The sequence below is a fragment of the Paenibacillus sp. BGI2013 genome, from assembly GCF_002843485.1.
Lineage (GTDB): Bacteria > Bacillota > Bacilli > Paenibacillales > Paenibacillaceae > Paenibacillus > Paenibacillus amylolyticus.
Genome location: NZ_PJFA01000010.1, coordinates 57586 through 77318, shown reverse-complemented (window position 1 = coordinate 77318; position 19733 = coordinate 57586). Strand labels below are relative to the sequence as shown.

General features: G+C 45.1%; 17 protein-coding genes and 1 riboswitch. Of the genes, 7 read left to right on the top strand and 10 right to left on the bottom strand.

What is annotated here, in order from left to right:
* Positions 1-12 precede the first annotated feature (12 nt).
* The 3 genes from CXK86_RS22220 to CXK86_RS22210 all read left to right on the top strand — a co-directional run bounded on the left by CXK86_RS22220 (position 13) and on the right by CXK86_RS22210 (position 4722).
* Entirely contained in the window at positions 13-1455 is a 1443-nt protein-coding gene (locus CXK86_RS22220; RefSeq protein ID WP_101314573.1) for a HAMP domain-containing sensor histidine kinase, read from the top strand.
* 103 nt (positions 1456-1558) lie between these two features.
* A complete protein-coding gene (locus CXK86_RS22215; RefSeq protein WP_101314572.1) occupies positions 1559-2317 on the top strand; it encodes an ABC transporter ATP-binding protein in 759 nt (252 codons plus the stop codon).
* A gap of 2 nt (positions 2318-2319) precedes the next feature.
* A complete protein-coding gene (locus CXK86_RS22210; RefSeq protein WP_101314571.1) occupies positions 2320-4722 on the top strand; it encodes an ABC transporter permease in 2403 nt (800 codons plus the stop codon).
* Between the two features lie 83 nt (positions 4723-4805).
* Here the strand turns inward: CXK86_RS22210 and mmuM are convergent, their stop codons facing one another.
* The 8 genes from mmuM to CXK86_RS22170 form a co-directional block, all read right to left on the bottom strand.
* Positions 4806-5873 carry a homocysteine S-methyltransferase gene (gene mmuM / locus CXK86_RS22205; protein WP_101314570.1) on the bottom strand — a complete coding sequence of 356 codons (1068 nt, stop codon included), beginning with the start codon at positions 5871-5873 and terminating at the stop codon, positions 4806-4808.
* Positions 5851-7263, bottom strand: coding sequence for an S-methylmethionine permease (gene mmuP / locus CXK86_RS22200; protein ID WP_076253521.1), 1413 nt, complete (start codon positions 7261-7263; stop codon positions 5851-5853). Before mmuP ends, mmuM begins: the two co-directional genes overlap by 23 nt.
* Positions 7264-7355: 92 nt before the next feature.
* Positions 7356-7457, bottom strand: a riboswitch (SAM riboswitch).
* A 70-nt stretch (positions 7458-7527) separates the two neighbouring features.
* Positions 7528-8730 carry a Ger(x)C family spore germination protein gene (locus CXK86_RS22195; protein WP_076253520.1) on the bottom strand — a complete coding sequence of 401 codons (1203 nt, stop codon included), beginning with the start codon at positions 8728-8730 and terminating at the stop codon, positions 7528-7530.
* Positions 8727-9827: a spore germination protein gene (locus tag CXK86_RS22190; RefSeq protein WP_076253519.1), complete on the bottom strand. Its 1101-nt coding sequence runs from the start codon at positions 9825-9827 to the stop codon at positions 8727-8729. The genes CXK86_RS22195 and CXK86_RS22190 overlap by 4 nt, the downstream gene beginning before the upstream one ends.
* Positions 9828-9865: 38 nt before the next feature.
* On the bottom strand, positions 9866-11578 hold the full coding sequence (locus CXK86_RS22185; protein ID WP_047841651.1) for a spore germination protein: 1713 nt from the start codon (positions 11576-11578) through the stop codon (positions 9866-9868).
* A 149-nt stretch (positions 11579-11727) separates the two neighbouring features.
* Positions 11728-12633, bottom strand: coding sequence for a methyl-accepting chemotaxis protein (locus CXK86_RS22180; RefSeq protein ID WP_036607056.1), 906 nt, complete (start codon positions 12631-12633; stop codon positions 11728-11730).
* A 487-nt stretch (positions 12634-13120) separates the two neighbouring features.
* On the bottom strand, positions 13121-13645 hold the full coding sequence (locus tag CXK86_RS22175; RefSeq protein WP_180361849.1) for a VOC family protein: 525 nt from the start codon (positions 13643-13645) through the stop codon (positions 13121-13123).
* Positions 13646-13872: 227 nt separating this feature from the next.
* On the bottom strand, positions 13873-14316 hold the full coding sequence (locus CXK86_RS22170) for a VOC family protein (protein ID WP_101314569.1): 444 nt from the start codon (positions 14314-14316) through the stop codon (positions 13873-13875).
* 87 nt (positions 14317-14403) lie between these two features.
* Here CXK86_RS22170 and CXK86_RS22165 point away from each other — a divergent pair, with 87 nt between their 5' ends.
* Positions 14404-15372 carry a helix-turn-helix transcriptional regulator gene (locus CXK86_RS22165; RefSeq protein WP_101314568.1) on the top strand — a complete coding sequence of 323 codons (969 nt, stop codon included), beginning with the start codon at positions 14404-14406 and terminating at the stop codon, positions 15370-15372.
* A gap of 38 nt (positions 15373-15410) precedes the next feature.
* Here CXK86_RS22165 and CXK86_RS22160 read toward each other — a convergent pair whose 3' ends face one another.
* Positions 15411-16592, bottom strand: coding sequence for an MFS transporter (locus CXK86_RS22160; RefSeq protein WP_101314567.1), 1182 nt, complete (start codon positions 16590-16592; stop codon positions 15411-15413).
* 168 nt (positions 16593-16760) lie between these two features.
* On the opposite strand from CXK86_RS22160, the gene CXK86_RS22155 reads away from it, so the two are divergent.
* Together CXK86_RS22155 and CXK86_RS22150 are read left to right on the top strand one after the other, a co-directional pair.
* The gene (locus tag CXK86_RS22155; RefSeq protein WP_101314566.1) at positions 16761-17642 is read left to right on the top strand and encodes a LysR family transcriptional regulator; all 882 of its coding nucleotides are present in this window, start codon (positions 16761-16763) and stop codon (positions 17640-17642) included.
* 21 nt (positions 17643-17663) lie between these two features.
* A complete protein-coding gene (locus tag CXK86_RS22150; RefSeq protein ID WP_101314565.1) occupies positions 17664-18338 on the top strand; it encodes a VOC family protein in 675 nt (224 codons plus the stop codon).
* Positions 18339-18381: 43 nt separating this feature from the next.
* Here CXK86_RS22150 and CXK86_RS22145 read toward each other — a convergent pair whose 3' ends face one another.
* Entirely contained in the window at positions 18382-18747 is a 366-nt protein-coding gene (locus tag CXK86_RS22145) for a MerR family transcriptional regulator (protein ID WP_164783186.1), read from the bottom strand.
* A 129-nt stretch (positions 18748-18876) separates the two neighbouring features.
* On the opposite strand from CXK86_RS22145, the gene CXK86_RS22140 reads away from it, so the two are divergent.
* Positions 18877-19527 carry a nitroreductase family protein gene (locus CXK86_RS22140; RefSeq protein WP_101314564.1) on the top strand — a complete coding sequence of 217 codons (651 nt, stop codon included), beginning with the start codon at positions 18877-18879 and terminating at the stop codon, positions 19525-19527.
* Positions 19528-19733 lie beyond the last annotated feature (206 nt).

Genomic DNA, 19733 nt, shown 5'->3' with positions numbered 1-19733 from the left:
GGAGGCACCCACATGTCATTGAACAGCTGGTCCAAACGCTGGTTGTTAACAACACTTGGGCTTCTCATTATTATCGTTTTAAGTATCCTTGTACTGTCGATGATACTGTTACAAGATCGAAATTCAGGCGAATCCAATCTGTCCTTGAATCAGGTTCGACTCAAGGTCAATCCGATCTTACTCGCTTTGGAGCAAAATTATCAGCATCTTAATGAACAAAATATTCGTGAAGACATACGTTCCATCGCAAGAGAGACCGGGGTTCTGCTTACCTATCTAAACTTGGATGGAAAAGTCATTCTGTCCTCCGACCCCACCTCTGAAGGGACGCAAGTTAATCTACGTACAGCTCTTCATTATGATCTGCATCATGCCACTCAGGCCGCGGATGGTAACGATTTGCTTGATTTGGCGTTTCCTGTGATGGACGGACCCACGGGAAGTCAGATCGGCAATGCCATCTTTTCCATCCCCCAAGCCATGGTTACGGTTCAGCAATCGATGACTTTTCCGGTTATATTGATTAGCGCACTCCTGCTCCTGTCACTGATTCTGAGCTTATTTCTATTCTGGATGAAACGAAAACTGGACAAACACCTGCTCTCTCCCATCCATCAATTGAAGCAACATGCGGAATCCATGCTTAAAGGCAATTATGAAGAACAAATCCAGTACAACCGGAACGATGAATTGCTCGAAGTATATGCCATGTTTGATCTCATGCGCACAGAGATTAAACATATGAGCGAGCAGCGTATTCAGCAGGAACAAGCACAAAAAGAACTCATCACCAATATATCTCATGACATTAAAACACCAATTACCACGATAAAAGCATACATAGAAGCTATTGAGGAAGGACTATGCAACGATCAGGAGACGCTGATGGAATATATGGGAGTGATGCGAACCCATACGGATAAAACAGCCCGCCTTGTGGAGGATCTGCTAGTTCATGCACTTCAGGAATTGGGGCAAATTTCGGTGGAAACCCGTGAGTTGTACAGTGGGCCTATACTGGAGACGATGTTGAAACCTATTGAACATGTTGCTCTAACAAAGGGGCTTATCTATAAAGGACCCAACTACATCCCCAATGTGTTAATCGCTATCGACCCCACTCGAATTGAACAGGTGATCTCCAATCTTGCCGCCAATGCCCTCAAGCATACAGCTCCAGGAGACACGATACGTATAGATATGGAACTGGAATCTGAGCATTTGAATGTGACGATCGCCGATTCGGGTCAGGGAATACGTGTACAGGACATGCCGTTTGTTTTTCAGCGTTACTTCAGAGGCCAGGCGAGTCATGCAGAACAACGTGTTCAGGAAGGTACAGGGCTGGGCCTTTCTATCTGCCAAAGCATTATTGAAGCACATGGAGGCCATATTTCCTTTACTAGTAAAGAAGGACAAGGTACAACCTTCCGGTTCTATCTGCCGATCTGCTGAGCCCACACTCAACAGCTGTAATACTTTATTCATAATTTGATAAGGCTTCCTCAACATCCCTCCTCTAGAATAAATCCTATATTACACTCGGGAGTGATTCGAATTGTCCAAAAAGGTGATTATCCGTGCACAGAATCTGTGCAAAACGTACAACAGCGGAAGTGAACAACATCATGCCATCCGTAATGTTGATCTTGATATCTATGAAGGGGAATTCACGGTCATCATGGGTAACTCTGGTTCTGGCAAATCAACCCTCTTATATCTGCTAAGCGGACTGGATCAGATTACAGCAGGTGAGGTCTATTTTCGCGACCAGCGGATTGACGCTTACAGTGAACGTCAAATGTCCGATTTCCGCACCCGCCGGATCGGTTATATCTATCAAAGTATCAATCTGGTCCCAGACCTTTCCATCAAAGAGAACATTGCTTTACCGGGATATATTGCAGGAAACAAAAAGAAGGACATCCTATCCCGCGCTGCTGAGCTGATGAATGCCATGGATATTGATGGACAGCGTAACCGCCTCCCATCCCAAACTTCCGGAGGACAGCAGCAACGAGCTGCGATTGCACGGGCTTTGATCAATTCGCCGGATATCATTTTTGCGGATGAACCGACCGGAAGCTTAAATATGGAACATGGCACAGCCGTTCTCGATATCCTTACAGATATTCATCGAAAAGGACAGTCTGTTGTTATGGTGACGCATGATATCAAGGCCGCCTGTCGGGCAGATCGCCTGATCTATATTCAAGACGGCAAGATTGGCGGAATCCTTGAGTTTGACACCTATGACGAACATCAAATTCAGGATCGTGAAGCGATTATCTTCGCTTTGGTTACGGGGAAGGAATAACGATGGCAGTCATATTTAAACTTAGCTTGTCGTATCTGAGTAGGAACAAAATACAAAATGCGTTGATTGCGCTGCTCCTGCTTCTCTCGACACTTCTTGTATCTACAGCTACTGTCATTCTGGCGAACACCGGCAATCAGTTTTATGAAATGCATACCCGAACCCATGGATCTCATCAGATCCTGACGTTTGAAAAAGGACTGAATGACCCTGACGCTGTGCACAACTGGTGGGCTTCTCAGGATGGAGTTCAGGTGTCCCCTTTGCTAACGTATCGTACATTTTCAGGCATCATTTTGAATGAAACTCACATCCCTAACATCTACCTGTACATGTTTAATACGCCTCCACCGCCATGGGGTGTGGATGAACTGATTTTCTCAAGCGGGACGCCCGACACAGTTCCCGAACAAGGCTCCGTCTGGATTCCAACGTCCATGGCGAATGCTTATCATATCTCGGTAGGTGATACCATTGGCTTCAAAACCGGCTCAAGCACACTTGAATTGAATGTATCGGGCATTGTCATCGATGTACCATACGGGGCACCCTTCTCCAATACAGCACGGGTCTGGATGAATCCTGCCGATTATCAACATGATCTCGCTACACTTGCTGGCAACGAGAATCGTATGATGGGCATCCATTTTAACGATTACAGCATGAATTCGGTGTATTGGGAACGGTACAATCGTGAGACAGGTATTCCGTTTCTGGAATCCAAAATGGAGTTCGAGGCCATTGCCTCTTTTTATCTGATCATCAATCAGGTTATTGGATTCATCATGATATTCATGGGTGTTGTCATGCTCTCTATCGCCCTGATGACCATCGGATTTACGATTGCGGATGCCATCCTGGCCAATTACAGAACGATAGGAATCCTCAAATCACTAGGTCTGACTTCCCGAAAAACGATAGGCACCTATGTTATTCAATATGCATTGATATCCATCGTAGCCATTATCCCTGGACTTGCACTCAGTATATGGATATCCAAATGGATCATTAATATTTCTGTATCCTCTCTTCGAGTGGGGAATCAGAACATTCCAGTTCAAGGATTGGATGCGGCCATACTGGCCGGCGTACTACTATTTACTCTAGTGATTCTGTTCACTGTGTTACATGCCAAAAAGGCACGCAGCATACAGCCCGTGCAGGCTATTCGTTATGGTATGTCGGAGACAGATCACAGCCGGATGGCTGGCAAAATGAATTCGCCATTGGCGCACTGGATCGGGTTCACACGACTGCCTGTGACCGCCGTGCTTGGATTCCGACATGTGTTCAAAAACACCAAAAGCTCTGTTCTAACAATCCTGCTGACTACCATGGCTTCCTCCGTACTAGTTTTGGGGTATGTTCTGCTGACCAGTATAAACGGAATTGAACAGACCGCAGCTAAATGGGGGTATGACAATGCCAATATCGCAGCAGTCGTAGTGAACAAAAGTAACTTCCCCAAGGCTGAACTAAAGCACGTGTTAGCGCAGGATTCGAGGATCAGCAATGTAGGCTGGCAAGGGAACACAACGGGTGTAATTAGCCCGGAGTCTTTGGCAGCAGTAGAGGGCCAATCCATCAGTCTCAACTTGAGTGTACTGGACGGGAGTTATCAGGAACTTGGATTCGAAACGTTAAAAGGGGTTAACCCACAACATGCGAATGAAATTGCCATTGGTGTAAGTGTAGCCAAAACATCAAATAAAGATCTCGGTGATCTTATCGATATCTATATTGAAGGAGAAAAGCGTACATTCCTCATCACAGGCATCTATCAGGCGTTCGCCAACATGTCTGTTTCAGGCAGAATCACCATTGATGCCATGAGAAGTGTGAACCCGGATTATAGTGAATTTGATGTTATCTTCATCAATGTGAACGATATGGCACAAGCGGGTAAGGTTGCCTCTGAATTAAATGAGCAATTTAAAGATTTTGCTTCGGTAGTCACTCAGAAGACTTTGCTTGATTCGGTTTACGCAGAAGCCGCTAACATCCTGATCTATCCGATGAGCCTGATCGGATTTCTGTTTATCATTGTGACGTTCATCATTATTTTCAGTACCTGTAGAATCAATATCCGTAAAGAAAGCAGAACGTACGGGATATACAAATCGCTGGGAATGACATCTCGCCAAATCCGGTTGTCGCTCACCATGGGAATGTTCATACTGTCCTCCGTGGGAGCCATACTGGGTATTTTCGTCGGCGTATACCTGCTGCCTCTTCTACTCGAAATGGTCCTTTCCGGTTATGGTATCGTACAGCTTCCACTGATCCTGCATTGGGGTGGAATGGTACTGTTCACCTGTCTAAGCATCATTGCAGCCAGTCTTGGCTCGTGGTTCTCTTCGAGAATCATTCGGGAAGCATCGCCACGTATACTGGTTATCGAATAATGTAATCAGAATGCCTTAACACAATAAAACAAGCCCTTCCATACCTCTATAGGATGTGGAAGGGCTTGTTATCATGATATGAACTAATTCCGCCATTTCTTCACAAGTGCACCAATCTGATGTGGCGTAGTGCGGCAACAGCCGCCAATAATCTGCGCGCCCGCAGCAACCCACTGCTCCGAAGCATCACTCATGCTGCCACAGGTACCCTGTCCGCTCCACGTCTTCGTTGCTGCATCATATACTTCTCCCGAGTTCGGATACACAATAACAGGTTTATCGCTGGTACAGCTCAAAATACCCACTGCTTCCGTCACCACTTCCATCGGAGCACAGTTCAGGCCAATCGCCGCAACCTGCGGCTCGGAGCCAAACTTCTGTGCACATACCTCAAGCGGTGTGCCCTCGCTGATGCTTGTCCCGTCTTTTAAAGAAAAGGATAACCAGGCATACGCATGAGGAAACTCCTTCAGTAAATCAACCAGCACTTGTGCTTCCTGCAACGAAGGAATTGTCTCAAACGCCAAAATGTCAGCACCCGCTTCAATCAGCGCCGCCATACGCGGACGGTGAAATGCGGCCAGCGTCTCATCCGACACGCCGTAATGTCCCACATACTCTGAACCATCCGCCAGATAGGCGCCGTACGGACCAACGGACCCGGCAATAATTGGACGTGGACGAAAACTGTCCCCTTCGCGATCTACTGTACGATCTGTTATATGCTCCTCATTCTCTACGTTCTCGGAACGTACCGAAGGAGCTTCTACAAGCTGACCTGTCGAGCTTTCTCTCCCTACTAAACTACTCTGCACTTCTGCCCACACGTCATCTCTCGCCTGTACAGCCAGTTCCACCGTCTTCCGGATCAGCTCCAGTGCTGCCTGTTCACCAATCCCTCTCTTGCGGAAACCATCCACCGTCGCCTGATAACTGGATGTAATCGCACAGTCGGCTCCTGCTCGAAAATAATCTGCATGGACCTGAACAATAACATCCGGATTCTCAAGCAACACACGAGCAGACCATAGTGGATCATCGAGATCACATCCATGCTGTTCGAGTTCCGTAGCCAACGCTCCATCCAGAATCATGACCGGATGTTCACGAAGGATCTGTTCCATGGGGTTAGTCTGTTGTTCTTGCGTCATGTACTTGTCCTCTTTTCTTATTCACACGTTCTGTCAGATAATAAGCAGCGTAACATACTGCGATAAACGGAACCCCACAATACAGCGCAATTCGCTGTGTCGGGTCAAAGGCAATACCTATGCATGAAGCCAGGCATAATATAAATGAAACAATTGGTACCACCGGATACAGTGGTGTGCGGTAGACCAGATCTTTGACCGCATGTCCTTCCCGGATATATTGTCTGCGGAACATGTATTGGGAGGCACTGATACTCATCCATACTGCAACGACAGCCAGACCTGAAATGGAAACCAGCGTAATATACACCGTACCTGGCGCAATGATGCTGGACAGCAAGGCCAGCGCACCACCCACCATACTAATCAGAAGTGCATTCAGCGGTACTCCGCTTTTGGTCAATTTGGCAAACCACGGAGAGATCGTTCTTTTGTCAGCCAGAGACCAGAGCATACGTGAAGATGCATACAGGCCTGAATTGGCAGCAGAGAGAATCGCCGTCAGAATAACAAAGTTCATAATGTCTGCTGCATAGGGTACACCCACCCGCTCCATTACCGCTACAAACGGACTTTCCAGTACACTGGCATCCGACATGGGCAGCAAGGCCGACAAGATAATAATCGTTCCGATGAAGAAAATAACCAAACGCCACAGCGTTGTATGAATAGCCTTTGGTATCGTCTTTTCCGGGTTCTCCGTCTCACCGGCGGCAATGCCGATTAACTCGGTGCCTGAGAAGGCAAAGTTTACAGCAAGCATGGTCATCAATATCGCTGTAGCCCCATGAGGGAACCACCCGGATGCGGTAATATTCGATAGAAATGGAGCCGGTTCAGAATCCGCCATGGGAATGAACCCAAACATGGCTGCGCCACCGATAATAATGAAGATTACGATAGTCACTACTTTTACAGATGAGAACCAGAACTCGGATTCCGCAAAAAATTTCACCGTTAGAGCGTTAAACAGAAAGATCATCAGTGCAAAAACCGCGCTCCATATCCATACGTTTACCGATGGGAACCAGCGCTGCATAAGCAATCCGGCGGCTGTGAATTCGGAGCCAAGCGCAACAGTCCAGGTTAACCAGTATAACCAAGCCACCGTGTAACCTGTTGCCGGTCCGATATATTTGGCTGCATAACTATGAAATGCTCCCGTCTCTGGCATATGAACAGACAGTTCACCAAGACAGAGCATCACCAGATACACAACGATGGCTCCAATCAGATAGGACAGAATGGTTCCCAGTGGTCCCGCCTGCTGAATGGTGTAACCTGAGCTGAGGAATAATCCCGTTCCAATGACTCCTCCGAGAGAGAGCATGACCACATGCCGTGCCTGCATTTTCCGCTGAAAATGCCCTTTGTCGTTGTTGTTCTCCATACCTGCTGCTCCCCTACTTCTTCATCCAGAAAAAACAAAAAAGACCCACTCTGCCTAAAGAGTGCGCCGTTACTGACAAATAAAAACAAACGCTCCTATCTATCAGGCTTTCACCCGCTGGAATTAGCACAGTATCCTTCAGATCTGTTGCTGAGGTTTCTAAGGGCCAGTCCCTCCACCTCTCTGGATAAGAAAATGATTTTTTACTAATATAGCGATCTATCATGAATGTGTCAACAATTAAATAATATATGGCACACCTCGCTATTCGGTGGAAGACCCCGGATTCGTGATGGTGGTCTTTACCTCATAGGTGATCGGCACGGTGCTAAAAATTTTATCCCAATCGTCTTTGACTTTTTTCCATGTTTTAGGTTCTTTAATACGCAAGCTATCCCGAAAATCCGCAACATCTACTTTATAGGTATGCTGCAGTTTGTATAACAACTGTCGAATCTGTTGTTTGGCAAGTTCAGCAAATTCTTTTTCCAATTCACTGAGATACGCACCTTTTTCCTCTTCCTCGGGAGCACGCCAATCCTCCATCAACCAGCCTTCGGATTCAGTTTTCACATGGAATGAAATATCATCGCCAACCACTTTTGGAATTATTGTTGTTTTTTTCTTCTTCATTTCATATACAACAGTGAACCCCTCTTTATTGTATGTCTTCAAGATACCTCCTTTTTCTTTAGGTCTGAGCCAAGATAGCCCTTCTAGATCCGTTTGGCTGAGTTCCCCGATGAATTTTGTTGTTTTCCCATCAAAGATACTGGCACCGGAGAACTTGTCCTCTCCATTGAAGTTCAGTACATTCTGGAGCAAAAAGCTGGAGCCGGATTGCATTTGTGCATCTAATTTGGAGAGTAGAACGGGGTCCAGGATTTTATTGGACAAGTATGAATTACCGGTAATACCTGTAAGATAAAATGCTGGAATCCGGGAAGGATCATCTGAAGTCAGTACATCAACAGCGCGATGATGGCTAATCAACACCAGACAGTTAGGACGAATATCGTTATCCCGAAGTACAAAATCCAGCAGCTGGTCCAGACCATACTTTTTGGCGATATCCTTGGACACAACGATAACCTTCAGATGATGTCCGATGAGCGGATGATCTCGTCTCAGTGCAAACTGACGAAAGATTTGCAGCAAGGAATCTCCGGTAAGCTGTTCATTGGAATAGGACGTTTTACCAGAAGCAGGCGAACCGGATTGTTGGCTCTTCTGACTGCTGGAATTACCCGGAGCAATCTGTACCGTGGCTGTCACATTGTTCTGCTTGGAATACCCTCCTCCCTGATTGGCGATGTTCTCCTCAAATTCCGTCTCTTTGCCGATATCGATCCCGAGACCAACGTAGACACTTAGATCCTCTATCTCTCGACTGCTCCAACATCCGGATATCGTTAAGAGAATGCATAATACAGTGGCTAAGCGTAACAACATGCGGAATGTAATCATGCATGCTTGCCTCCTTTTTTGCGAATCAGACTTAACAACAGTAGTACCAGAGGTAAAATGCCAAACAAAAATACGGACACATTGCCTAGCATATCTCCTAGTACGAAGGTATCATCCACTGTTTTGGGTATCATTGCTGTCAGATAAATGAACGGCAGCAGGCCGTACATGATGCCTTTGATTTTTTTGGAACGAAACAAATCACGAATACCCACCGAAGCGCAGTAATGTGTAATTGCTGTAGTCGAAAAGATTTGCATAATCCAGATGACCAGCAATAAGGATTCAAAACGCTCGAATATCAGACCCTGGATTTCGAAGCTTCTTACCAAATCCAGCGTTGGCCAGGTTCGAGTTTTGATGCCATCGAGCGATAAACTGCCTATAACCATCACCACCGTGATCAAGTAGATAATAGTGGATATGAGTATCCCCCAGGTCATCGCTTTATTGCTCTTCTTCGGATTTTTCATATAGGCAGTCATGATTAACATCACCTCATAGCCCGTATAAGATAATAGTGAAGGCTTCAACCCTTGGAAAACGGGCATAATCCCATCACCGAGGACGGGTCTCAGATTGCCAATCTCGAATAGCTGATTACTAAGCAAAATTTCAATCACAAATATAATAATCGTAATCGGAAGGATGATCTCAAACACACGTACGATAACGCCAAGCCCGCCTGAAATCATATATACACCGATCCACATGAAGACCATCACAATCGCCCAGGTGGGGGTGCGTTCGAGCAGATACATCCCAGTTACTTCAGCCATAACTCTGATTTCGAATGCGGCAATAACTATGAAATACATAATCATAGACAATCCCAGTATGTAAGCAATCCAGCTGCCCGTAATCTCACGGGTGAACTGGAAGACGGTTTTCTCCGGAAATCTGCGACACAGGGTAACCAGAATTATTCCGACACCTATGATAATGAATCCAGATAGGATAATGGAAATCCAGACATCCGGTGTTCCGACAGCTTTGCTGGTCGTTCGAGGTAACGTCAATATCCCGGCACCAAGCATGTAATTGACAATAATTACAACAGCCTGTGTCGTGGTTAGCTTTCCTTGGGAGCCATTCACTTAGTTCACCTCCAGACCTTCAGTAGATGGAATTCCATTTATTTTTTCCGATCATCATCGATCGGATTAGTCATTTTGGGACGCATTCTCATCATATTTAGCGGTGCACGGATAACAAAATCCTTCCATTCATTCATGTGATAGGGAACGGCTGGTGCAACATAAGGTACGCCAAAGCTTGAGAGTCGTGCCAGATGTGTACACACAAGCAGAAAGAACATAACCACGCCAAACAATCCGAGTACGGCTGCGCTGAACATAGCGGCAAATCGTAGAATCCTTAGCGTTAATCCCGCACTATAGACCGGAATCGTAAAGGAAGAGATGGCTGTTACCGCAACGACAATGACCAGAAATTGGCTTATTATTCCCGCTTGCACCGCTGCTTGTCCAATAATCAGACCTCCTACGATACCCATCGCTGGCGCAATCGGTTTGGGCAAGCGTATCCCGGCCTCCCTCAAGATTTCAATTGAAAGCTCCATGATGAGTACCTCAATAATTGAGGGGAATGGAACTCCGGTACGCGTTTCAATAATCGTCAATACCAGCTTGGTTGGAATAAGACCCGGATGGAACGAGATAAACGAGATATAGAGCGCAGGAGCAAGCAATGCCAGCATCGCGGCCATAAAACGTAGCACTCGCAAAAATGTTCCAGGAATCCAGCGTTCATAATAATCCTCGGGAGACTGAAGCAACATGCTAAAGGTCACCGGTACAATTAATACAAATGGCGTTCCATCCAACAAAATTGCCACTCGGCCTTCCAGAAGAGCACCCATCACCCGGTCAGGTCTTTCCGTATTCAGTACCTGCTGAAAAGGACTCAGTGTATTATCTTCGATGAGTTGTTCCACATAACCTGATTCGAGCATTGAATCCATATCCATCTCTTCAATTCGCTTGCATACTTCAGCAACGAGATCTGGATCGGCAATATCCTGAATATAGGCTATCGCCAAATCTTTTTTGATCCGTGAACCCACTTCATACTTCTTAATAAACAGGCTCTGATCACTTCCATAACGACGTAAAATGCCTGTATTATCGCTTAATTGCTCTGTAAAACCAATACGAGGCCCACGAAGCAGTCCCTCTGACAAGGGTTCATTCATACCTCTTGTTTTGATCTTATGAGCTCCAATTAATAAAGCACCTGGCAAACCATCAACCAGCAGTGCATTTTTCCCAAACAACACACCAACTGCGAGTTCTTGGAGGGACTTCGTCTCCTCAACCAGACTGACAGGAAGTAATTGATCTTGCAGATATGCCGACAGTAAGTGTGCGTTGTCTGGATGAAGGAAACCCTCCTGCTTAAGTAGAGGAACACCTTCGAACATCAACGGTGTAATCAAGTGATCATCAACTAAGTCTTGATCTACCAGGCCTTCGGTATAAATGACCGCAGCCCGTGTATTCGTTCCCCTAATAATAAATTCCCGAATATGCACGTCTGCATTGAGTCCAAAGCTTTCTTTCACACTCGTCAGATTTATGCTGTACTTTTCGGTTAATTTAATATTGGCATAGTGGCCTGTTTCGGTCCCTTCACCCTGCCCTTTGGCTGCTGGCGAGATATCCTTCGAGGATATGGACGATGGCTTCGAACGAGAGAAGCTTCCGCGCTTAATGGCAGCATTGATCCAGCGCATGCTCAATGTAATACCAATTGGAATGATGAAGACCAAGAATGCCTGAATCCATATGGACCAATCCGGCACGTAGGATACAATTGTTGACCACATGTTCCCACCCCAACATTTCTCTGCATGACATAGCTGCAGGTATTCCCAAGTATTGTGTCCCCGTTTGATCACAATAATTCCCGTTTTTTTGAGTACTGAACGACAAAAAAAACGGTTCCTGTGCAAGGAACCGCTATTACTATATATTGTTATACGATTCTGGTCACATGCTCCGCTTTGGCATCCAACAAGTGAGCTGAAGCAGCAATTGCTGTAAAATCATTCAATGCGATCTCGATCTGCTTCTGGCTCTGCTCCACATATTCTTCTACTTTTTTGGTACCACCCGTGATATTACCAATCTCCTTGGTTATTCCAGTCACGCTATCACGAATCTCATTAATCGAACTCTCCACCATTGCGGATAGTTTCTTAACTTCCTTGGCCACGATATCAAATCCTCGTCCGTATTCTCCTGCATGTGCAGCCTCAATGGCAGCATTCAACGCGAGCAGTTGCGTCTGTGATGAAATCTCGCGTATCGTTCGTACCACGCCCTGAATCGATCCGGCCTGTTCCTGCAAATGAGTCAGCGTTGCACGGTTAGAAGTCGACACCTCTGAGATATAGGAGATACTGGACATTAATTCCTGGCTCCGTTCAATGCCTACATCTGCCTGCCCATTCAGTTCATGAGACATCGTTTTCAGCTCATTCACTACGACCGAAATGTTGTTCTGACGGTTGGTAATGTTGGTGGCGATTTTGGAGACACCCAGTATCTTCTGATTCGTCTCATCGTACACCGGCATATATGTCGCTTCAAGCCATACAGAATTCCCCTTTGCATCCTTGCGTTCAACCTTGTCCTGGAAGCTGACACCATTAAATATGCTATTCCAAAAAGCATCATATTCCGGAGTATTTGCAAATTGACCGAAGCACAGTTGCTGATGCTTCATGCCGTACATCTCATCTACCGTATATCCCATCGTCTGGGCAAAGACTTCATTCACGTAGGTTACCCGGCGATCCAGATCGAATCGAATGATAGCAAGACTTTTCTCCATCGCCTTGATGACCATTGCATCGGTGACAACATCTTTCTTTTCCATATCTAATATAGACACTTGATAACCCCCACAGTTCATTCCATAATAGACAGCCTTTAACTAGCAAAAAACAATCATAACAACATATGTATCCATCAGGTTCTAGATGGCTCTACTATGGATACCCGATTTGCAGCATTTTGGATCACCTGTTGTTATTTATTTTTATTGCAACCCTGTGAAGTCAAAATATATAGTTGTTCCTTCGTTTCAATGCTTCTTCAATATCCTGGATAAAAGGGTTCCATCAACATACTTTCGGAGCATATTCATCGTCCAGAAAAGAGACGTTATAACTTATCTTATCCGTAAAATATCTCTGTATCTACTAGTACGTATCGTAACATAAGGCAAAGAGGTATACACTTCTGTATTTGTAACGTATTTGTAACATAATTTCTGTTTTTTAATAACCGTTTAACCCCTATATACAAGAAAAACAGAACGATTTGTCATGCATCGTCCTGTTTCTTATCCAGTCTCATCTTTATTATTTTTTTCGTGGTGTCCAGCGCTTCGTTTCACTGTGATTTGGATACTGAATGCCCGCAGGATAGGAGATCAGCTCGATCAGCATCCCCCAAGGTACTCTTCCATACACAAACTGATTGCCTTCTCCACCTTCAATATGACCGGTCAACGCCCCAGGCTCTGTTAGCAACACCCCGCCCGCTTCCTCGAAGTGTCGTGCAGCTTCTTGCATATCGTCCACATACAACGCCATATGCTGCAATCCGTAATCTGATGCCCTAACTGGCTCCGATTGCGCTGTATTCGCGTACTGAAATAACTCTATACTGGCGCTCTCCCCGAGCGATAACATCCGAATATGAATAACCTTTGCTCCTGAACGCAGTCCTAATTTAAGCTCTGCCTCGGGTCCTTCCTGTGGGGGATCATCCGGCGTTACATGGTCATAGGCAAGTTGAGCTCCAAACGCCTGTTGTAGAAATAGTGTCGCCTGCTCCATGTCCGGTACAGTTATTCCAATATGGTCAATTCCTCTCGTAATCATGTTATCCCTTCTTTCCTTTATCCATTGAACTTGCTTGTACACAGCGACATCCGTACCTATATGATTTACACGAAAAGAGGTCCGCTATAACCATCGGTTGCTCGAACAACCTTGTATAGAAACCGAAGAAAGAAGAGCGCATGATATCCATGGCTCTTCTTTCTTGATGTTTTTAAGTTAGTTACAGGTTTACATACCGAGTGCTTAACCGGGGGCCTGAACTCATTTTAAAAATCGTGTACAGTTACACATAGCTGAATCGCAATGCCGAATGGGTCCCGTACAATCCCATAACCTGGGCTGAATTCATTTTGTTCATACGGTACCAGTATCTTCACACCCTCATGTTTCATCAGAGAATGATACAGTTGATCGATGGTATCTTTATCTTTGGACTGAATACATAGTGACGTGCTGTTCCCCAGCTGCCATGCTCTCTCCGTGTCCATTGCTTCTTCCGCAATCATGACTTTGTTAACCCCAATCTCCAGCACCGAATGTGTAATATACTCATCTTGACCGGCAGGGTACTCGAAACCCGGGTTCATTTCCTTCATCTCTTTATAACTTTTCTTGAATATCACCTTGGCGCCCAGAAACTCTTCATAAAAAGCAATGGCTGCCGCCGCATCCCCGTTCATCGACAAAAATGGTATCACTTCAAAATTCATTATATTGCCTCCTTGTTCCTATTGGATTACACTTATCACTATAACAACTAAAGGTGCCAATCTATGGCACCATTAAGAGGGTTTGATATGAAAAAATCAGAACGTATGAACCAGATGCTGCGCTTCATTAATCAAAAACAACAGTTCACCCTGCAAGATCTCATGCAGGAGTTCCAGATCTCCAAACGAACCGCGTTAAGAGATATCACTTCATTGGAAGAGTTAGGTGCGCCCATCTATGTCGAATATGGACGCTACGGCGGATATCGACTGCTGCAACAGATGCAGTTACCTCCCATTTCGTTTAATACGGGGGAGCTTCATGCCCTTTATTTTGCGATGCAGGCTCTCCGCAGCTTCTCCAGCTTACCCTTTCAAGTCTCTTTCCGGACCATTCATGAGAAATTTATGAGCGCGTTATCCGACAAGCAACGACAGGATATTGAGAACATCCAACACCGGGTTTACTTCCAACATACCGAGCAGATCCGCGACAGTGCACATTTGGAGTTTCTGTTGATGGCTGCTGTTCAGAATATAGTGATCCAAATTACGTACGCTAATCAGCGTAGATCCTCTGATCAAAGGCCATCTTCTGCAAACACCAATATCCGCACCATTCAACCCATCGCGCTCTATGCCAGGAAAGGCTATTGGTATTGTCAGGCCTATGATCTGCATAAACAAGCTTATCGTGTATTCCGCTGCGACCGCATCATTTCAGCCGAAACAACGGAGATTGAACCTTTAACTCATGTAAAGGAACTCTATTCACAGGATGCCCAATCTCTATGGAAACCATCGGAACAAGCAATTCCATTCAATTGTCTGATTGATGAAGCCGGGATTGAGCTGTTCCAGCAAGAACATTTCCCATCTATGCAGATCATCGAGCAGATGGGACACATGTATCTTGTCGGTTCGTATGAACCTCACGAGCTTGATTTCATAGTGAGATATCTTGCAGGCTATGGTAAATCGATTAAGATTATGGAGCCCGTCATCTTACAGAAAGCATTAAGGCAGTACTATCTGGACTTGTTGGATCATGTCTAAAGATCATATTTCTATATCCATTTTACTTCACATGCCTTTTAGCTCTGCTCCCGGCTAACTTTTAAACTTTTTTTATTGCCAATAGCCAATTGAACGATAATCTGCAACACGATGATGATAGCCAAACCATAAAATGCTTGCACGAAGCTGCCTGTTAGATCGCGGAGCCAACCAATCGCCAGCGGTCCAAGTGCTCCAAGAATGTAGCCACCAGATTGAGTCATAGCCGACCAGCTACTCGCTTCCTGAGCATTGTTTGTCTCATCAATCGGCAACATGAGTGCAATTGGGAACAGTCCACCTGCACCAATACCGAGCGGAATCGCAGCGAGCCACGGACTGACAGAGAGATTCAGCATCAGGACACCTATTAACTCCAACATCGCACATCCAACAAGCCAGAAGACACGTCTTTGGTACCGATGTACAAGCATGGGAATGAATAACGTTGAGGGCAATGATATCAATGTAAATAACGTTTGGATGTTGCCAGCAGTCTCTTGGCTATATCCATGGCTCTGAATGGCTGGCGCAAGCCAGGCGGTTAATGAATAGAAGATCGCGGCCATCAGTCCAAAGAACAGTGTCAGCACCCATGCACGCCTGTTCTTCACCGGAAGTGATGCGTGGACTACAGCCGAAGTTTGTCCGGATTGCCGCTCTGTACGCGCAGACCAAGCTAATTTTAACCAGATCGGCAATGCAATGGCTGCGAGTAATGCCCATGTAGCCAAAGAACCTCTCCAAGATCCACCCAACGTCTGCTGAAGCGGGACCGATAATCCCACACTAATGCTGGCCCCCATCACCATTGCTGTAGAGTAGATGCCGACCATGGCTGCCACTCGGTTAGGGAAATACTGCTTAATGAAGCTGGACAACAGCGGCCCTGCCAATGCAATCCCTACACCTGACAGAAAAGAAGTGAACATCATCAATGGAGTTGCGCCTACGAACAATCGTAATCCCGTACCTATCCCAATAAGGATTAAAGCCAGCACAATGGCTCCTTCGTTCCCCCACCTTCTACTTAGTCTTACAGAGAATGGAGCGAATATGCCCATACATAATACCGGTAGTGTAGTTAACAGACTGGCGGTCATGCCGCTCAAACCTAGATCATTCTGTATGGTACTCATCAGAGGAGAAACGGAAGTAATCGGTGGTCTTAAGTTCAGTGAAGCCAGAATAAGCGCCAATACAATATAAAAAAGTTTCATTATGGATCACCTCATGGGAGTAGTATTCTTGCCTTCACCAAAGATCCTATTTGTTAATGTCAGGATCTTTGAGTGTTGCACGATTAAGTATAGATTCATTATAATGATTGAACAATACTATTGTTTCTATTAAAATGATTACTAAAACCAATGATTAGAGGTGAATTCATGGAGATTCGTCAAATGGAAAACTTTATTACGGTGTGTGAGGAGCTTCATTTTACACGGGCAGCTGAGAAACTTGGCATATCTCAACCTACGTTGAGTCAACAAATACGTGGGTTGGAGGATGAACTTGGTGTTCCTTTGTTTGACCGCGTCGGCAAAAAGATTGTGATGACCCAGGCAGGCACTCTGTTTCTGGAGCACTGTGTACAGATGATCCGGCATTTACAGAATACCCAGGATGCGCTAGCTGAATTTCGGAATGATCAGCGGGGACGATTGGTTATTGGTGTTCTTCCATCCGATTTGGATTACCGTATTACTCCGCTGCTCGTTGATTTTCATGCCCGATTCCCCAAGGTACAATTGAAGGTTATCTCTTCGATCTATGTAGTAAATCAAGTGTTGGAAAATGAAGTCGACATCGGCATCGAGATCACGTCTGCCCCTGATAGGCGACTTATGCGCATTCCTTTGTGCAGTGAAGAATATGTACTCGTCGTTTCCGAGAATCATGATTGGGCTGAACGAAGCACAATTGAAATTCAGGAGTTGCGTGATATCCAAACGGTGATGTTCCCCGAAGGATTCACAGGCAGAGAATTGGTGGACGGCTATTGCCGTAAATATGGATTTAGCCTAAATACCATTATGGAGACCAGTTCAGCAACCTCCATCATTAGCCTGGTCAAAGCCAACGTCGGAGGAACACTGCTGCCTTATCCTCTGATCAAAGCCATGAATGAGCCCACGCTACGTTGCATCCGAATTACAGACGATCCGCCATACCGGCACTTTGAGATCATCCATCGGTCCGACCGTTACCTGACGCAATCGGCCAAGGCATTTATTGAGAAAACAATCGAGTATTTCAATCAAAGGTAAGATTAAAAGGAGGATATTGAAATGATAATAAGAGAAGTTGGTTTGTTGACACATCAGGTCGAGGCCATAAAAGAGTTTTACGGTACACTACTGGGATTGAATCTTGTGGAGGATAATGCAACATGCGTTTCATTCCGTGCGGGGAACTCGGTACTATCTTTCAAGAAGGCACCAGAACAAGAGAAGCCATACTATCATGTAGCGTTTACGATTCCAACGAATAAACTTGCTGATGCAAAAAGATGGGCTCAAGACCGTAACATTTCATTGCTCTCCAAAGATGGACAAGATGAATTTTATTTCCCCTACTGGGATGCAACAGCCTTCTATTTTTATGATCCAAGCGGCAACTTGATGGAATTTATCGCTCACCATTCACTCGATAATGGAGTTGATGAAGCTTTTGAAGCGAAGCATCTGTTATGTATTAGTGAAATCGGTCTGCCTGTCGATGATGTTCCTGAGACAATGAACACATTGAATGAGCATTATCAACTTGAACCATTTGCCGGAGACGGAAAACAATTCTCCCCCACGGGTGATGCAGAAGGCATGTTTATTGTCATTGATAAACAGAAGCCCTGGTTCCCAGACGGACGCATGCCTGGTGTATTTGTTACAGAGGTGAAGGTGGAAACTGGGCAACCCGGTAATCTGCGTATACAGGACGATATGTACTCGATTGAATCGATATGATGTAAGAACGTACTGAATGAAAACCTTAAGAGGGACTTCCGGCTTAATACTTACCAAAACCATCCTCACACGTGATATCCGATTTAAGAATTTCGTACAGATTTTGTTTGGAATTCTCTAATTTATTTTGTATTTCTTCAATTTCTGATATTTTCGCTTGGATAACGCTTGCTTGATCATTACTTGAAAACCCATGTTTAGAGATCATAGATTGGATCTCATGGATCGTAAAACCAACAGCTAAACATTGTTTGACCACTTCCAGATGCTGAATAATGCTCTGCGCATATATTCGATAGTTATTATGATCTCTCAGCATATGTTCATCCGGGATCATACCTATTTTCTCGTAGTAACGAATCGTGGATATCGGAAGGTTTACATGGTTCGCTACTTCACTAATCTTCATATGGATTTCCCCCGTTTCTTCTTCTTGCTATAAAGTATACTTCATAGTTTACAATCCTCATAGTGAGACAGATGGAGATATAATTTATACCCTACTCTCACCAATATAGATATGAGGAGAGATTTCAATATGAACACAATTACCGGTCAATTCAACAAAACAAATGATTTTGATACCATCGTCTTGGAGCGCCATTCCGTTAAAGCCTACGACCCTGAAGTGAAGATCAGCCGCGAGGAGATGACCGAAATACTGGCGAAAGCTTCACGTGCCCCTTCGGCCATTAACATGCAACCTTGGCGTTTTCTTGTTATCGACAGTGCCGAAGGCAAAGAGAAGCTTGCACCACTGGCCTCTTTTAACCAGACACAGGCACTAACGTCTTCCGCTGTCATTGCCGTATTTTACGATGCCAACAACGTTGAATACATGGAAGAGATTTTCAGCAAATCAGTGGAACTTGGGTACATGCCCCAAGACATCATGGATATGCAGATGCAGCAGGTAAAACCTTATTATGCGAACATAAACGCATCCGAATTGCGTGACATGAACCTCATTGACTCAGGCCTCATATCCATGCAACTCATGCTCATTGCCCGTGCCCATGGTTATGATACCAACCCTATGGCCGGTTATGACAAAGGCCAGATCGCCGAAGCGTTCGGCCTGGATAAAGAACGGTTCCAGCCCGTGATGTTGATCTCCATAGGGAAAGCAGCCAAAGATGGCTATCCTTCCTATCGTCTCCCGGTTGAAACGATTACAACTTGGGCATAATCAACAACTACTCTCAAGACTAAAATGACTATGGATGATGCTATAATAAATACTAAGTCTGAAAAATAGATGAAAATCAATGTGCATCCCATAATATCAGAGTACTCATCCTATATCAGTTAAAGGCTTTCATTATAATAGCCTCATACTGATTTGGACATAGGAACATTAATTATACGTTCATAAACAAAGGGTCCTGATGACAA

Coding starts and splice junctions, on each gene's coding strand:
- CXK86_RS22155 (WP_101314566.1), top strand. CDS start 16,761: ATGGAGATTCGTCAAATGGAAAACTTTATTACGGTGTGTGAGGAGCTT.
- mmuM (WP_101314570.1), bottom strand. CDS start 5,873: ATGACGCAAGAACAACAGACTAACCCCATGGAACAGATCCTTCGTGAA.
- CXK86_RS22220 (WP_101314573.1), top strand. CDS start 13: ATGTCATTGAACAGCTGGTCCAAACGCTGGTTGTTAACAACACTTGGG.
- CXK86_RS22145 (WP_164783186.1), bottom strand. CDS start 18,747: ATGAAGATTAGTGAAGTAGCGAACCATGTAAACCTTCCGATATCCACG.
- CXK86_RS22185 (WP_047841651.1), bottom strand. CDS start 11,578: ATGTGGTCAACAATTGTATCCTACGTGCCGGATTGGTCCATATGGATT.
- CXK86_RS22150 (WP_101314565.1), top strand. CDS start 17,664: ATGATAATAAGAGAAGTTGGTTTGTTGACACATCAGGTCGAGGCCATA.
- CXK86_RS22180 (WP_036607056.1), bottom strand. CDS start 12,633: ATGGAAAAGAAAGATGTTGTCACCGATGCAATGGTCATCAAGGCGATG.
- CXK86_RS22165 (WP_101314568.1), top strand. CDS start 14,404: ATGAAAAAATCAGAACGTATGAACCAGATGCTGCGCTTCATTAATCAA.
- CXK86_RS22160 (WP_101314567.1), bottom strand. CDS start 16,592: ATGAAACTTTTTTATATTGTATTGGCGCTTATTCTGGCTTCACTGAAC.
- CXK86_RS22210 (WP_101314571.1), top strand. CDS start 2,320: ATGGCAGTCATATTTAAACTTAGCTTGTCGTATCTGAGTAGGAACAAA.
- CXK86_RS22175 (WP_180361849.1), bottom strand. CDS start 13,645: ATGATTACGAGAGGAATTGACCATATTGGAATAACTGTACCGGACATG.
- CXK86_RS22195 (WP_076253520.1), bottom strand. CDS start 8,730: ATGATTACATTCCGCATGTTGTTACGCTTAGCCACTGTATTATGCATT.
- CXK86_RS22170 (WP_101314569.1), bottom strand. CDS start 14,316: ATGAATTTTGAAGTGATACCATTTTTGTCGATGAACGGGGATGCGGCG.
- CXK86_RS22140 (WP_101314564.1), top strand. CDS start 18,877: ATGAACACAATTACCGGTCAATTCAACAAAACAAATGATTTTGATACC.
- mmuP (WP_076253521.1), bottom strand. CDS start 7,263: ATGGAGAACAACAACGACAAAGGGCATTTTCAGCGGAAAATGCAGGCA.